The 14,770-nt window shown below is 38.4% G+C and carries 20 protein-coding genes; 1 reads left to right on the forward strand and 19 read right to left on the reverse strand.

Features of this window, described 5'->3' with window-relative positions; all coding sequences use genetic code 11:
- Window positions 1-104: 104 nt before the first annotated feature.
- The 12 genes from DWX65_RS00830 to DWX65_RS00875 form a co-directional block, all read right to left on the reverse strand.
- A complete protein-coding gene (locus DWX65_RS00830) occupies window positions 105-1,646 on the reverse strand; it encodes a hypothetical protein (protein ID WP_147339113.1) in 1,542 nt (513 codons plus the stop codon).
- A gap of 80 nt (window positions 1,647-1,726) precedes the next feature.
- Entirely contained in the window at window positions 1,727-1,900 is a 174-nt protein-coding gene (locus DWX65_RS14900; RefSeq protein WP_158564679.1) for a hypothetical protein, read from the reverse strand.
- Window positions 1,901-1,966: 66 nt separating this feature from the next.
- Window positions 1,967-2,194 carry a hypothetical protein gene (locus DWX65_RS00835; protein WP_118172582.1) on the reverse strand — a complete coding sequence of 76 codons (228 nt, stop codon included), beginning with the start codon at window positions 2,192-2,194 and terminating at the stop codon, window positions 1,967-1,969.
- 3 nt (window positions 2,195-2,197) lie between these two features.
- Entirely contained in the window at window positions 2,198-2,368 is a 171-nt protein-coding gene (locus tag DWX65_RS14905; RefSeq protein ID WP_158564680.1) for a hypothetical protein, read from the reverse strand.
- Window positions 2,355-3,290 carry a rolling circle replication-associated protein gene (locus DWX65_RS00840; protein WP_158564681.1) on the reverse strand — a complete coding sequence of 312 codons (936 nt, stop codon included), beginning with the start codon at window positions 3,288-3,290 and terminating at the stop codon, window positions 2,355-2,357. Before DWX65_RS00840 ends, DWX65_RS14905 begins: the two co-directional genes overlap by 14 nt.
- A 516-nt stretch (window positions 3,291-3,806) precedes the next feature.
- Window positions 3,807-4,436 carry a cytidylate kinase-like family protein gene (locus DWX65_RS00845; RefSeq protein ID WP_022243824.1) on the reverse strand — a complete coding sequence of 210 codons (630 nt, stop codon included), beginning with the start codon at window positions 4,434-4,436 and terminating at the stop codon, window positions 3,807-3,809.
- 180 nt (window positions 4,437-4,616) lie between these two features.
- A complete protein-coding gene (locus tag DWX65_RS00850) occupies window positions 4,617-5,537 on the reverse strand; it encodes an RluA family pseudouridine synthase (protein WP_118172584.1) in 921 nt (306 codons plus the stop codon).
- A gap of 15 nt (window positions 5,538-5,552) precedes the next feature.
- Entirely contained in the window at window positions 5,553-6,074 is a 522-nt protein-coding gene (gene lspA, locus DWX65_RS00855) for a signal peptidase II (protein ID WP_118172585.1), read from the reverse strand.
- 62 nt (window positions 6,075-6,136) lie between these two features.
- Window positions 6,137-6,889, reverse strand: a complete 753-nt coding sequence (locus tag DWX65_RS00860) for a YlmH family RNA-binding protein (protein WP_118172586.1) — start codon at window positions 6,887-6,889, stop codon at window positions 6,137-6,139.
- A 36-nt stretch (window positions 6,890-6,925) separates the two neighbouring features.
- Complete coding sequence (locus DWX65_RS00865) at window positions 6,926-7,447, reverse strand: cell division protein SepF (RefSeq protein WP_117699220.1); 522 nt, start codon at window positions 7,445-7,447, stop codon at window positions 6,926-6,928.
- 19 nt (window positions 7,448-7,466) lie between these two features.
- Window positions 7,467-8,159, reverse strand: coding sequence for a YggS family pyridoxal phosphate-dependent enzyme (locus DWX65_RS00870; RefSeq protein WP_117841055.1), 693 nt, complete (start codon window positions 8,157-8,159; stop codon window positions 7,467-7,469).
- Window positions 8,160-8,218: 59 nt separating this feature from the next.
- Window positions 8,219-9,595 (reverse strand): HlyD family efflux transporter periplasmic adaptor subunit, encoded by a 1,377-nt coding sequence (locus tag DWX65_RS00875; RefSeq protein ID WP_117946953.1) that lies wholly within the window; start codon window positions 9,593-9,595, stop codon window positions 8,219-8,221.
- Between the two features lie 91 nt (window positions 9,596-9,686).
- Between DWX65_RS00875 and DWX65_RS00880 the strand changes: the two genes are divergently transcribed.
- The gene (locus DWX65_RS00880; RefSeq protein WP_022243817.1) at window positions 9,687-9,899 is read left to right on the forward strand and encodes a DUF378 domain-containing protein; all 213 of its coding nucleotides are present in this window, start codon (window positions 9,687-9,689) and stop codon (window positions 9,897-9,899) included.
- Window positions 9,900-9,964: 65 nt separating this feature from the next.
- Here the strand turns inward: DWX65_RS00880 and DWX65_RS00885 are convergent, their stop codons facing one another.
- From DWX65_RS00885 to minC, 7 genes are all read right to left on the reverse strand, one after another.
- Entirely contained in the window at window positions 9,965-10,384 is a 420-nt protein-coding gene (locus tag DWX65_RS00885; RefSeq protein ID WP_117698372.1) for a twitching motility protein PilT, read from the reverse strand.
- Between the two features lie 82 nt (window positions 10,385-10,466).
- Window positions 10,467-11,459, reverse strand: a complete 993-nt coding sequence (locus tag DWX65_RS00890; protein ID WP_022243815.1) for a D-alanyl-D-alanine carboxypeptidase family protein — start codon at window positions 11,457-11,459, stop codon at window positions 10,467-10,469.
- Entirely contained in the window at window positions 11,443-11,838 is a 396-nt protein-coding gene (locus DWX65_RS00895) for a methylglyoxal synthase (protein ID WP_022243814.1), read from the reverse strand. Before DWX65_RS00895 ends, DWX65_RS00890 begins: the two co-directional genes overlap by 17 nt.
- Before the next feature lie 4 nt (window positions 11,839-11,842).
- The gene (locus DWX65_RS00900) at window positions 11,843-12,955 is read right to left on the reverse strand and encodes an FtsW/RodA/SpoVE family cell cycle protein (RefSeq protein ID WP_118172587.1); all 1,113 of its coding nucleotides are present in this window, start codon (window positions 12,953-12,955) and stop codon (window positions 11,843-11,845) included.
- A gap of 27 nt (window positions 12,956-12,982) precedes the next feature.
- Window positions 12,983-13,258, reverse strand: coding sequence for a cell division topological specificity factor MinE (minE, locus tag DWX65_RS00905; protein WP_117698374.1), 276 nt, complete (start codon window positions 13,256-13,258; stop codon window positions 12,983-12,985).
- A gap of 13 nt (window positions 13,259-13,271) precedes the next feature.
- Window positions 13,272-14,063, reverse strand: a complete 792-nt coding sequence (gene minD, locus DWX65_RS00910) for a septum site-determining protein MinD (protein WP_022243811.1) — start codon at window positions 14,061-14,063, stop codon at window positions 13,272-13,274.
- A gap of 22 nt (window positions 14,064-14,085) precedes the next feature.
- Window positions 14,086-14,763, reverse strand: coding sequence for a septum site-determining protein MinC (gene minC, locus DWX65_RS00915; RefSeq protein ID WP_022243810.1), 678 nt, complete (start codon window positions 14,761-14,763; stop codon window positions 14,086-14,088).
- Window positions 14,764-14,770: the final 7 nt, after the last annotated feature.

The raw sequence follows: 14,770 nt of genomic DNA on the forward strand, positions 1-14,770 counted from the left end.
ACCGCACCGACAGAAATCGTATACTTGCCAATATGCATATTAATCGACCAAAACTTGACAAATAAATCCGCTACCATTTTAAATAAAGCCAATATATCCATGCACTACCCCCTTACAGCTTTTACTATCATCAGCGCAACAAAGACAGCAAAGCCAAACGCTATAAAACCAAGGCACCAAGCCGGGAGAAATGACAATACATCACTTATAAGTGCAGGAATCTGCCCCACCATTTCAAAGAAACTTTTCAAGTCAGTAAGACCGCCGGAAGAACCGCCACCGCCACCGTTAGAAATAGCATCATCCTCCGCATCATCCAATGACGAACCGTTACCAGTTCCTATAGGTTCATTACCATTAGACGGACTATCCGGATTGGGTTTCCACTCCCCACTATCCGGGTCAAAATCACCGCCGGTAACTTCTCCATCAGCATCACCAGTTATATAGCCAAGACCGCTAACTTTATCATATTTAAACTGAACCCAGTCACCATATAACCAACCGTCATCAGACAATGCGACTGGACGCAAATAAAAATACACATCAAAATATTTCATATGCAAATTGCTAATATCTTTGTACTCATCAAAAAATGACGGTAATCCGGTATTGATTTCAGATTGAGCCACACGAACTTTTTTATCAGATGCAGTAACATTTTTATAATCGAACCAACCGCCGATATTATGCACCATTTCCACCAAGTCACCAGTCGAACCCATGCCGGAATAATAATAACCTTTGCACTGTACTCTAGTTTGTACCTCTATTTTTTTATAAACAGAAGTATCAGTTAAATCAAACCCAGTAGACGTTTTACCTTTCCACTTAAGCACATAGGCACAATCAATAGTTTGATTATTGCCGCCAGTAACCGTAAGCACGTCAGAAGTCATACCCATAAGGCTACCAAGTTTATCAGTATGTGTAGCATTATCCGAAGAAAATCCTAAATCCGTTTTAGTACCACTCTCAACAACCCCCTCAATTTCATTACCCCTAATATTATGGTCTTTAGTTTCTAATGCAGTACCACCGAGATGGTCATATACAAAACCAAGTACATCCCACCAACTGCCACTATTTAGAAAATATTCATTGGGTGCGTTGCCCGGAAAATCCAACACAGCACAGCCATAACCCAAGCTACCCTTTGAACTATATGTAGAAGTACGATTATAAATAATATGACCGTCACTATCAGCATCAGTACAAATAATCTCGAAAGGTTGTTCAGAATAAACATAGACTTTTTTATAGACACCATAATAGCCAGACGGATAAGCAGTCTTAAAAGCGTATATAGGAGCAGTATCATAATTTCCACCTAAAGACCTAAACTTATATGTCAAAGTATGATTGTGTACCATGCTATCCAATCCGCCGGCACCCTTAATGGTCTTATAATGAATGCTAAAATGTGTTACTTTAAATACACTAACGTCGCTAGTGTTTTTTGTAGTAGAACCGAGCATATCCGTTTTTTGCGTACCATTTACCGGATAGCCAACCGACAAATCTTCCGCTTTTACTTCGGTTGGATGAATCATAATCAGACTGACCAACACAACCGCTATGCAGAACGTTAATATATAAAACAATTTACTTTGTATTTTTTTCGAATTTAATATTGTAGGCATCATATAACCCTCCTCTTTGAATTGATAAATGCCGGAGCAAATAAACCGCCCCGGCACTATTTTGCATGTTACAAATACGCCTATTAGCGTAACTTTTTAACTACTGCAATGGCAATACCAATAATACCGGCACAGAAGAATGTCATTAATACTGCATCACCAGTAATAGTCTTCATTACAGTAGATACAACGCCCATAAGGCTAGTCACTGCATCTGTCATACTTACACTTGCACTTGCCGCTAATACTCCACCCATAGTGCTTACTCCTTTCCTTAAAAATGTTATATGTCAATTGGCATTGTACACTACCAAGGTTGACCGCTATTTTATCGATACGTCAGAAACATAGGCTTTTCCGCTATACCCCATACCGTACGATACAGTAAGTTCATGCCCGATATGTTCCGGCTTAATCTTATCGGATAAATCATCAAACAAGAATATCTTGTCTGTCACCTTTCCGACAACAGAATCACTGCCGTCCTGCTCAATAAATAATACTTTACCTTTCTTTTTCTTCATTGGAATATATCCTACTAATTTAATCATTTTTTAAATCTCCTTTCCTAACTCTTTAAGGTTGTCAGCATGACGCTGTAATACTACATTAATTTCCGGGATGACGATAGCATCAATATAAATTGCCTGAGGCAATGTTACCGGCTTAATCTCCATAGTAAATAAATGTGTAGGTGTTTCCGTTTTTTTGTTACTGTTTGCCATTTTCTTTGTCCTCTCTTTCTTCTTGACATTTTTTAAAATATTTATAGTTAACATCCAAGTAACCGCTAACATCCTTTTGATACTCTAATTCAGCACCGCAGGAATCAGCTACTTCTTGAATAAAACTATCTACTTCATCCAGGTCTATTAATGCAGTAAATGTTTTTGGTTTTGGTATCGACTGAGAAACAAAATACCGTTGTTTTCCCGGAGTTATAGCGCACAAGTCTTTTGTGATATATTTAGTAATATAATTTGATACTTTGTAAGTATCAGTAACTTTTGTAGCTGTTGAATAACCTAATTTCCAATCATCCAAGTTATAGACAATTTTTCCGTCATATCTTTTACCGGAATCAGTAAACGTAAGTCCAGTAGTATTACATAACAATCCGTGAATATGCCACGCTCCGTCATTATGCTGTTCCGGCACAAGCAAATACAATAATTCTTTTGACTTACGTTGTTTACAATGGTCAATCCATTTACGGACCTTTTTCATACATAACGAATAATCATAACGATTTTCTATTTTATCCGGTGAATAGGTCAATGTAATAAAAAATTCCCAGTTGCATTGCCGAGCGTACATATACAAGGCAGAACGTGTACGGTTAAGCGAACTATACAAAGAATGCTCTTTTTTACGCTCAATAGCCCATTCGTCAGCGTCCGTATAAACACGTTGAATCTTTTCAGTAAACGGATTATAGCAATATTCCCTATCTTCAATACGAGGAATAAAACGACCTTTACCAGTCTTTTCATCAACCACATAAGACGCAAACCGCCACGCTAAAGCATCAGCTTTTTTATCAATCATATCAGCACGGTAAGAACTTTCTCCGTCCAACATTGTATAAACACCTTGTTTATACGTTGTAACTTCTAATTGACCATTAGCATATTCTGTGATTTTCACATTGTAAGCCATTTTTTTCCCTAATGGGGAAGAAGTGTTGCCATAGTCAAGTAGGGGCAACACCCTGCCACCCGGAACTAACTATTCAAATTGGATAAAAAAAATAGATAGCCCATAACCTTTCTTTTGATTATGAGTTATCTATTTTTTATCTCACACGATAATTTATATCGTAAAAGCTCCATTTTGCAAATAGTTTGCAACCGCCATGCTCAGAGGGGGGAGATAAAATATCGCATGGCACAAACTACCATTCCGGCTACGCCTGCATTTTCGCAAAACACCGTTCACTTTTACGAATAAATGCTGCCATTTTAAGCCGGTTAGCACCGACGCACGCATAAATACCTTTGACTTACACAGGCATTCCCTTATGGCTGTTTCAGAGCTTTTTATCCCCCCTTTGGCAGTTCTGCTTTATAGCAAATGAGTGAAAACTATGAATGAAAAATAAAAAGTGCATGAACCCTAAAGTTTCTTTTGAAATACTTTAAAAGTTCATGCGCTTTTTGGTTCTTATTTCATAAGATATAATGCACGATACTGTAAAATCATTTCTACACATTTATCAATGCCAAGAGCGCTGCTGTCTAAGGTCAGATGATAGCTTCTTGAGTCGCCCCATTTCTTGCTGGTATAGTAATTGTAGTAGCTGGCACGCTGTTTGTCTTTTTTCTGAATTGCATCCTTTGCTTTGGATTCATTTACCTGTAATTCCGCAGCTACACGTTTTGTCCGGAATTCCTTGTCAGCATGAATAAATACATTGATGCAGTTTGGATTTTCTGCCAGTGCATAGTCGGCGCAGCGACCAACAATGACACAGGATTCTTTTTCAGCAATTTTCTTAATGGTTTCAAACTGTGCTAAAAATACTTTGTGATTTAACGGCATATCTAAAAACGGTGCGGATGAATAGCCATTTATGGAATATGTATCCATAACTAAAGAATATAAGAAACTGTTCGTTGGCTTTTCGTCCTGATTTTCAAAAATTTCACGGCAGAAACCGCTTTCTTTTGCAGCCTCCTGTAAAAGCTCTTTATCATAAAACTTTATGCCGAGACGATCTGCAACTTTCTTGCCAATTTCTCTTCCGCCACTTCCAAATTCACGTCCGATGGTTATAACAACATTATTTCCCATAGCAATCACCTCTTTATGCAAAATATATAACTTGATAGATGAATTATAACATATTTAGTGCATTATTCCTAGTATTTTCTGAAAATAAATAAAATTTTTTAAAATTAAAAACAGTCAATCACTAAATATTACTGAAAATAATACCGTAGAAAGCATAAAAAATTGAAGAAGAATCCTGAATTAATTCTTCCTCAATTTATTTAAAAGATCTTCAAAATATTCCGGAATCGGTGCTTTAAACTCAACATATTCTCCGGTTGTCGGATGCACAAATCCAATGATATAAGCATGAAGGGTCTGTCCTTGCAGATGATATGGATTCTTCAGACTGCCATATACGGTATCGCCCAGTAAGGGATGACCAATACTTGCCATGTGAACACGAATCTGATGGGTACGTCCCGTTTCCAGTTTGAATTCCATATAAGTTGCATCTTTTAGACGCTCTATAACACGGTAATGGGTAATTGCGGTTTTCCCATTTCGTTCATTAATTGCCATTTTCTTACGGTCTTTTGGATGACGTCCGATTGCGCCTTCAATGGTGCCGGAATCTTCTTTTACAATTCCTTTTACAATGCCACGATACAGCCGGTTAACGGAATGCACTTTAATCTGTTCTGCAATCAGACGATGGCTCTGGTCATTTTTGCATATAATCAGTGAACCGGTGGTATCCTTATCAATTCGATGAACGATGCCTGGCCGGATTTCACCATTGATTCCGGAAAGATTTTCCCTGCAATGGTACATGATTGCATTTACAAGCGTTCCGCTGTAATGTCCGGGACATGGATGTACAACCATATCTTTGGGTTTATTAACGATAATTACATCATCATCTTCATACAAGATGTCTAATGGAATAGCTTCTGGTAAAATGGTTGTCTTTACCGCATCTGGTATGGTCACAGAAACCATATCTTCTATATGCATCCGATAATTTGCTTTTGATTGCGGCACATCATTAACTGATACCAAACCATCCTTTATCAATTTCTGAAAGAAACTTCTGGACTGTTCCGGGTAGATAGCAGCCAGAAACTTATCCAGACGTTCCTCTTCATATTCATCCGTAACTTCAAAAGTTTCATTATGCATAAAAGAAATTTCCCCCTACTCTTCCGCTTTTTTGCTCTTCATAAATGGGAAAATCTGACCTAATTCCTCTTCCTTATAATAAAACAGCATCAGCAGAATAAAGAGAATACATGCTACTACCACATAAATATCTGCCACATTAAAAATTGGAAAATTAATTAGCTTAAAATAAAAGAAATCAATGACATACTGGTGTACAACACGGTCAATCATATTTCCAATAGCACCGGCAACAATCAGTACAGCAACAATGCGGATTGGTGTAAATCTTTTCGTCAGTGGAATATTATGATAAAGAATTACAACTATTACAAGGAAAATCAATGTCCCAATCACAAAAAAAGTTTTCTTTCCCTGCATAATACCAAAGGCTGCCCCCTGATTTTCAAGATACTGCAATTCAAAAACGTTCTTAATAATTGGAATTGTAGCCTGTCCTTTGAGATGAAGCACGGCTAAATATTTTGCTATCTGGTCGAGAAAAAGCAATACTGCTGTACTCAATATAGTAATTATATACATAATTTTCTTATTCATAAATCTATCGCCTTTCGTCTTTTTTATGAAACATACTGCCGGAAGTGGATTTTCATCATTAATCAAACATACTGCCGGAAACGGATTTTCATCTTACTTTTCTTTGTGGTGCCAATTTCCCCATCAAAAATAAATTTTCCGGTTCCGCGGATGGAAATCACATCATTTTGTTTACATAAGTATGTGTTATGTAAACATTCTGCACCATTGATAAAAATTTTACCGGATTGTATCAGTACAACCGACTGGCTTCTTGATTTTCCGCTCATGGTAGCTATCACACTATCTAAGCGATTCGATGCCACAATTTTTTCGAATTCTTTTAATTCTGGCTCCACTGCCATAGCTGATGGTTCTTCTAAAACACAATGTACTATAGTATGACATACCTGTTGAAGTTCCTCGGCTATGTAATCGGCAATTTCCCTTTTTACAAAAAGATAAGCCTTATTATCCTTTATCAGAATGTCTCCAAGCTTCTCTCTTGCAATGCCAAGATTCATCAATGCTCCCAATACATCACGGTGGGAAATTGTATCTGCAAATTTCGGATAAGCCGGTGCAATTTCAATACATTTAATCGGATAACTCCATTCATAATAAAGAGCATCAGGAAGAAAAGCTGCTATCTGACGCTCTGCATAAAAACAGCCGCCCGATAATTCATAGGTAATTCCCAATGATCCGGCGCAGCTATTTAAGATATTCTGTTCATTCAGGGTAAGAAAATCGCTGAAACAGACAATCCCCTTGCGTTGTGCCTGCTGGAACAAGTCCAGGAAGCGTTTTTTTATTAATTGTTCATCCTGCATCATAGCTATATCACATCATATATTTTGATTGTAATACTATTAACGAAAATCTGTCTGAATGGATGAACCGGAGAAGCTGTCTAAAATCTCCTGGAAGTCACCTGAAATATCAACAGATTCCGGTGTAATAATAAAGATATAATTGGATATCTTTTGCAAATTTCCATTGATTGCATAACAGGAACCAGAGGTAAAGTCAATAATTCTCTGGGCAATCTCAACATCCAGACCCTCTACATTCAATACAACGGTACGGTTCATAAGAAGAGTCTCAGTAATCTCTCTTGCATCCTCAAAAGAGGTTGGCTTAATCACACAGACTGCCATATTACCATTCTGCTTCCGGCTGCTGCGCATTGGAGTAATCTTGCTGACTGCCTTTGGTTTCTCCTTTACAACAGGCTCATCGAAATCGTCATCCTCTTCCTCATGCTTATGGAAAAGCTTTTTCTTTGGCTTTTCTTCTTCCTCATCATCATAATAATCGTCATCATAGAAATCATCATCGTCATCATCTGAGTTCAAACGCATAACATCCATAAATTTATCAAAAAGACCCATTGTTCATTCTCCTAACTACTTATTTATTATAATTTCTTTCACCAAAAATTCCGGTACCAACACGAACCATTGTAGCACCTTCCTCAATGGCAACCATATAATCTCCTGTCATACCCATGGACAGGACATTCATAGATACATTATCAATGTTTTTTGCGGCTATGTCAACAGATAATTGACGGATATTCCGAAAATATTGACGGTTATCTTCTGGATTTTCTACAAACGGAGCAATAGTCATAAGTCCTTTTATCCGTACATTTTCAAGCTGTGCAATCTGTTCTACCAGTGCAATGGCATCCTCTGCATGAATACCAAATTTGCTGCTTTCTTCAGCAATATTGACTTCCACAAGAATCGGAACTGTGATATTTTTCTTCTTTGCCTGAATATTAATTTCTTCAGCGAGACGATAAGAATCTACAGAATGAATCAGGCAGACCTTATCAACGATATATTTCACTTTATTTCTCTGTAAATGACCAATCATATGCCATTTGATATCCTGTGGAAGCTCATCATATTTTTCTACCAGCTCCTGCACTTTATTTTCCCCAAAGTCACGGATGTTTTCATCGTAAATTTCCTGCAGCATTGGTACCGGCTTGGTCTTGCTGACAGCAATCAATGTTACATCTTCCGGATTCCTTCCGGACTTTTCACATGCCTTTAAAATATTTTCCTGCACTTCTTTTAAGTTTTCTTTCAGCATTTTATACACCTCTTAATCTCATGATATCATTTTATGATAATGTTACTTTTTTAACAATATTAATTAATCAGATCATCCTCGGAAACAGCATCGCCCTCTAATGCAATGTGATCATAAATGGAGATTCCAAAATCTGTTCCAGCCTTTACAATGGTATATTCTTCATTCTGATACAAAATATCAATCTGCTTGAATACCGCATATCCCTTGTTGACATTGTATACACCCTGAAGTGTGGACTGCGCCTGCACCTCAAAAGTATCGTTGGAATCCGGCTTTTGAATGATACTGCCGGCAGTAATTTCTTCTTCGTCAATATAATAATCCGTTTCGGATTCCTGGAAAATAGCTGTTGCAACGAAATTAACAGCATTGGTCTTATTGTCCCTTACATATAAGCCTAAGGAGTTAGAATCGCCTCCACGGGTAAAATATTCCTTCGGAACAGTATAGAACGCCTTTTCCGTAATGGAAGAATTTGGAATCTTAAGTCCACTCCGCTCTGTCAGCAGTAATTCCACATCGGTAAAACGGTCTCCTGCAAAGCGAACCATGTTATTATGCAGAGATAATATCACATAATAATCATTCCCCTGGGTTTTTAATTCATAATTCACCCAGCAGCTCGTATTGTCTTTTTTAAATTTGATTTCAATAACATTGCTGTCTGTTAACCGGTCATAGGTTGCTTTCTTGACCGGAAGAATGATATTCCAGTTTTCACTGGTAATCTGCTTATAAATCGGGTCACCTGCAGCAATCGTACTGTTATTTTTAATGGTTGTCTTCTTATAATCCAGCGGCTGAATATCATCTGCCGTAAAATTATCTGTCGTGATATTTTCATAGCCATCGGTATAATAAGCAATCAGCCCCGGAGTCTGGGCATAACTGATATGGAAAGTATCACTTGCCGTTGCCCCGGATGCTGTCAAATCGGATAATGCACTCATATTTACCGATTCCATGACCTGAGAGCTTACATTTTCTTTAAAATCATATACATGATAAAAAGACAATGAATCATAGGACTGGGTAAACTGTGATACATTGGACTTCAGATTTTTAAAATAATCACTGTCAAGCCCCGTGGTATCTGAAGCAGCTGCAGCCGCCAACTGATCACTGACAGAGCCTGTCTCATCCACAGAACAGATAATATTGTTCCAGCCAGCCTGGGCATTGTCTGCAATGTAATAATTAAAGGTACCACTATAGTCGGAAGTATAAACACTTTCTGACCTTACAATCAATCCGGTATAAGTATTATTCTCGGCAATTGTACCCTGGGTCACTTCATATATTCCAATGTGTTTTTCAGTGAAATAAGAAAATACATAAAAAAGAATATATACAAGAATAATAACAAAAATGACAATCTCTATATTTAAATGAAATGGTTTTCGATATTTTACAATCTTTTTTGTTTCAGCCACAATCGTTCCGCCTTTATAAAGAATAAATAGAAATTGATGTATAATGTCATCCACTTTGCACCATACTACATAGTAAAGGAGGACTTTGGCTATGAGTTCAAAAGGATTAGATTATACATTACTAACACTTGTAATCATTGGAGCCATCAACTGGGGACTCATCGGATTCTTCCGATTTGACCTGGTGGCATTTCTGTTTGGTAATATGAGCTGGCTTTCCCGCATTATCTATGCACTTGTCGGAATCAGCGGTCTTTATCTGCTTTCTGCCTACGGACGAATCCGCTCTATCGAACAGGCTTAGTAAAAAAGGTGTCTTAAGCATTTTAAGGACTTAAGACACCGCTTTTACTGCCAATTCAGGCATTTTTAAAGTGCTACAACTACTTTTGCTTTTGCACATTCTGGAAGTTTTGAAGCATCCATAGAAATACTTAAAATAAATTTAACTTTATACTTCTCACTGATGACATCAAGTTTTTCAATAGCATGGGTAAATTCTTCGTCCTTCATACCGGAAATCGTAAGAAAACTATCCAGATACATCTCATGTAAATCATGATCAGATGAAACGATACCACATATAAAACCTAAAAACTCATCACAATTGGATATTGGAAAATCTGCAACATTGACAAGTCTGACTTTATTGTCCAGCTCATACATATGTTTCTGGCTCTTATCCAGATATACAATGCTGCCACCGACTGTTTTTACAGCTTCGTTTACCTTATCCAGTAATACTTTTGTCTTTCCTTTACCCTTTTCTCCTGCAATTATTTCAATCATCGCATTTCCTCCCAGACATTATTTTCTTCAATGAAGAACTATATAAATTCATTATATAATATGTTGCTGCTTTATACAATGCCTAGTTACCACATCCGGCAAGTATTTCATTCATCATAAGATACAGATTGGATTTACAGTCTGCCTTTAATACAATGGATATCACCGGTTGTCCACCGGCATTATCCGTAAGTAACACAAGACAGAATCCTGCGTCCCCGGTGGTTCCTGTCTTACCGCCCACCAGTGTAAATCCATCCGGTAATTTGGATTCACCGGTTTTATACTGATTGGTACTGCTCCAGTCCTGGGTCTTAGCACTGCCATCTGCCGCTGTATAATTGGTGGTATAGGAACTGGTAGAAATCAGCTGGTAAAAGGTCTCGTCCTGTAATGCCTTTTGGAAAATCAGATACAAATCATAAACGGTTGTATAATGATTCTCATCCGGCAGTCCATTTGGATTCATAAAATGAGAACCGGTTGCACCAAGTTGCTGTGCTTCCTGATTCATCAAATCCACAAAAGCTTCTACGGAACCGGAAATATGTTCTGCAATTGCAATGGCTGCATCATTTCCGCTTCGCAGCATCAGACCATAAAGTAAATCCTGTAAAGTCATCTGGTCTCCCGCCTGCAATCCGCATTTGGAAGAATCAGACGCCAGATTTACGGCATTGTCACTGATTGTTACCACATCACTGAGATTTCCATATTTGATAGCAAGATAAGCGGTCAGTATCTTTGTTGTACTGGCCGGATACATCCGCTCATATATATTCTGGGCATATGTAATTGTATTAGTTGCCGTGTTAAATACTCCGGCGGCCTCTGCCACACTGTTATGTTCTACGGATTCCTGCCCGATATTTTCAGTTCCGCCAACACATAAATTGGCACCAAAATAAGAGCTGACCGTATCCTCTGCACCAGATAGCACATTTACGCTGCTGCTTTCTCCATATACCGGATAGCCATTCTCTACAACGCTTTTGGCTTTTCCACAACCCGTTACAGATACGAACACACATACAACAAGCAGACCTGCCAGTACACGTTTATTTATACATTTCACGCCACTCAAGGTCTCCTCTGTCTAATGATTTAATCAAAAGCTCTGCAGTAGCAAGATTTGTTGCCAGCGGAATATTGTGTATATCGCATAAACGAACTACACTGTTTACATCCGGCTCATGTGACTTCTGTGATAATGGATCACGCAGGAAAATCACAAGGTCAATCTCGTTATGCTCAATCTGTGCACCAAGCTGCTGTGCACCGCCTAAATGACCTGCGAGATATTTGTGGACATTCAGATTTGCTACTTCCTCAATTAGTCTTCCTGTAGTTCCCGTTGCAAAAAGTTCATTTTTACAAAGAATTCCCCGATATGCAATACAAAAATTCTGCATAAGCTTTTTCTTCGCGTCGTGTGCAATCAAACCGATATTCATTCGTTTAGTCCCCCTGTCCATATTTTCTAGGCTGAAGCCCTACATTCAGTACCAGACCAATTCCCGCAAACAGCGTGACTAACGATGTTAATCCATAGCTTACAAAAGGAAGTGGAAGTCCGGTATTTGGCATCAAGCCTGTGACAACGCATATATTTACAAAACTCTGGAAACCAATCAATGCAGCAATTCCGCTGGCAATCAACCGGCCTGCCATGTCTTTTGCACGTCTTGCAACCAACAGACATTCTATGGTAATAAGAAACAGTAATACGATAATAATAACACTGCCGATAAAGCCCATCTCTTCACCTACTATAGAAAAAATAAAGTCTGTCTGTGGTTCTGATATAAAGTTACCGTTTTTAACAGAAACAATATTCGTATTATTAAGTCCCTTGCCCCAGAGTTGTCCGGAGCCCACTGCCATAATCGAGTTCTGCTGCTGATATGCAATGTTAGGATATTTATCGGGTTCCAGCCAGCCTAAAATACGAAGTGCCTGATTTCCTGTCAAAAGTTTCTGCCCCGGCTGTAATACCAGCGTTAAGACCACAACCAGTGACGGAACTGCCACTGCCAGCACACCCATTACTATTTTATAACTTAATCCGGCAATAAACAAGAGGGATACAAAAATTAATGCAGTAACAATTGTGGTAGAAAGATCCGGCTCCTTAAAAATCAGAAGAAGCGGTACGGCTGCCAATACCAGCGAGCAAAACAGCGTCCGGATATTATTCAGTTTATCTTTATTTTTGCTTAGATAATAGGCAAAAAACAAAACTAACAGGATTTTGCCTAATTCGGAAGGCTGAAAGCGGATTCCAAGCTTCAGCCAGCGGCGCGCTCCTTTTGTCTTTTCTCCAATGACAAAGATAGCTGCCAATAAAGCCACATTAACAAAATAGAATATCCAACTGAATTTCAATATAAAATTGTAATCAATCAGCGATATACCAACCATTACAATCAGACCTAAGATTAATCCTGCAATCTGCTTATTCTGTACGGAAGGCTTTGCACTGCCAACTACCATAATTCCAATGATGGTCAGTGCCACCACATAAAATACCAGTCGGAAACGGTAGTCTCTTAAGCGGTATTGTTTTAACATAAATCACTACTTCCAATCTGAAGTCTATTATTTTCCGGAATGCTTCAAATCCTTAATCGGAATATTTGCAAACAATGCCGGAACAGCTCCGTTATTACCATCTGATTCGGTCTGGGTAATCTGAATATCAAGCCCTTCCGCATCAATTTCCATATACTTTGATATTACCTGGATAATATCGTTTTTGATATTTTCCATTACATCCGGTGAGCAGTCAGCACGGTCTGAAATCAACAATAATTTCAGACGGTCTTTCGCTACATTACCGGAATTCTTTTTCTTGAAAAAATCCATGAATCCCATAATTATTATCCCCCTAGTTTTTCTTAAATAAACTTACGAATTTAGACCATACGCCATTTTTAGACTCTAAGTCAAGAAGCGGTACTTCTTCTCCCATGATACGTTTACAGATATTTAAATATGCCTGTCCTGCAAGGCTGTCAGATCCTACTAACGGCTCACCCTGGTTGGTTGAGATTACAATCTGTTCGTCATCCGGAACTGCACCGATTAAATCGATAGCAAGAATCTCATGAACATCTTCAATGGACATCATATCGCCACGTTTTACCATATCCATACGCAGTCGATTTACGATTAACTCGATTTTCTTAATCTCATTTGCCTCTAAAAGACCAATGATACGGTCTGCATCACGGATTGCAGATACCTCCGGTGTGGTAACAACCAGTGCACGGTCTGCTCCTGCAATTGCATTTTTAAATCCCTGCTCGATTCCAGCCGGGCAGTCTAATAATATGTAATCAAATTCTTCTCTTAATTCTTCTACTAATTTCTGCATCTGCTCCGGTGTAACAGAGGTTTTATCTCTGGTCTGGGCAGACGGTAATAAGAAAAGGTTCGGATATTTCTTATCTTTGATTAATGCCTGTTTGATTCTGCAGTTGCCTTCTACAACATCTACCAGATTGTATACAATACGGTTCTCAAGACCCATAACTACATCAAGGTTACGTAATCCGATATCGGTATCAATCAATACTACTTTTTTATTTAACTGTGCAAGACCGGTTCCTACATTTGCAGTAGTTGTTGTCTTACCAACACCGCCTTTTCCTGATGTAATAACAATTACTTCGCTCATGATTTATTCTTCCTCCTAAATCTTATATATTCATTAATAATCCACTTGTAATCGGTTCGATTAGTATGGAATCATCCATAACAACAGCTACCTGCGGTTCTAAAGTCTTCCGCCGGTTCTTAATAGCACTCAGTGGTCCGCGGTCAGAGCTTCTTCCAATTACATTACCTATTTTAATCTGTACCGGGTCCATATCAAGGGCAGCTACAAAGGTATGCTCATCTCCTGCCGCTCCAGCATAGGCATTGCCACGAAGCGAGCCTAATACCACAATATTTCCTTTTGCAATAATTTTTGCACCTGGGTTCACATCGCCAAGTACAACAATGCTTGTCTTACATTCAATGACCTGTCCACTTCGCAGTGTTCCCTTATAGAATTCACCGGTTCTTCCAGACTGACTTTCATCAAATTCCTGAATCTTTCGGGCACAGATTTCATCCCGCAGGGAATTATTATCTAAAATACATACCACATCAATGCTGGTATTTCGACTGATCAAATCAACGATTGCAAGTTCTTCTTCCTGACTTAATTCCCTGCCCTCAAAAGACAAGGCAATTCTGGCATTTTTAAAGAATTTGTCGGATTCTTTAAATTTATGAAGTATCTCGTCTAATAGCTCCTGAAATGGAATTCTATCATCTAAAATCAGATTGATTCCATGGGGATTACTCTTTAAAACAACTGGTTGCGACATATACTTC

The sequence above is a fragment of the Roseburia sp. AF20-18LB genome (genome assembly GCF_003461185.1).
GTDB lineage: Bacteria > Bacillota > Clostridia > Lachnospirales > Lachnospiraceae > Roseburia_C > Roseburia_C amylophila.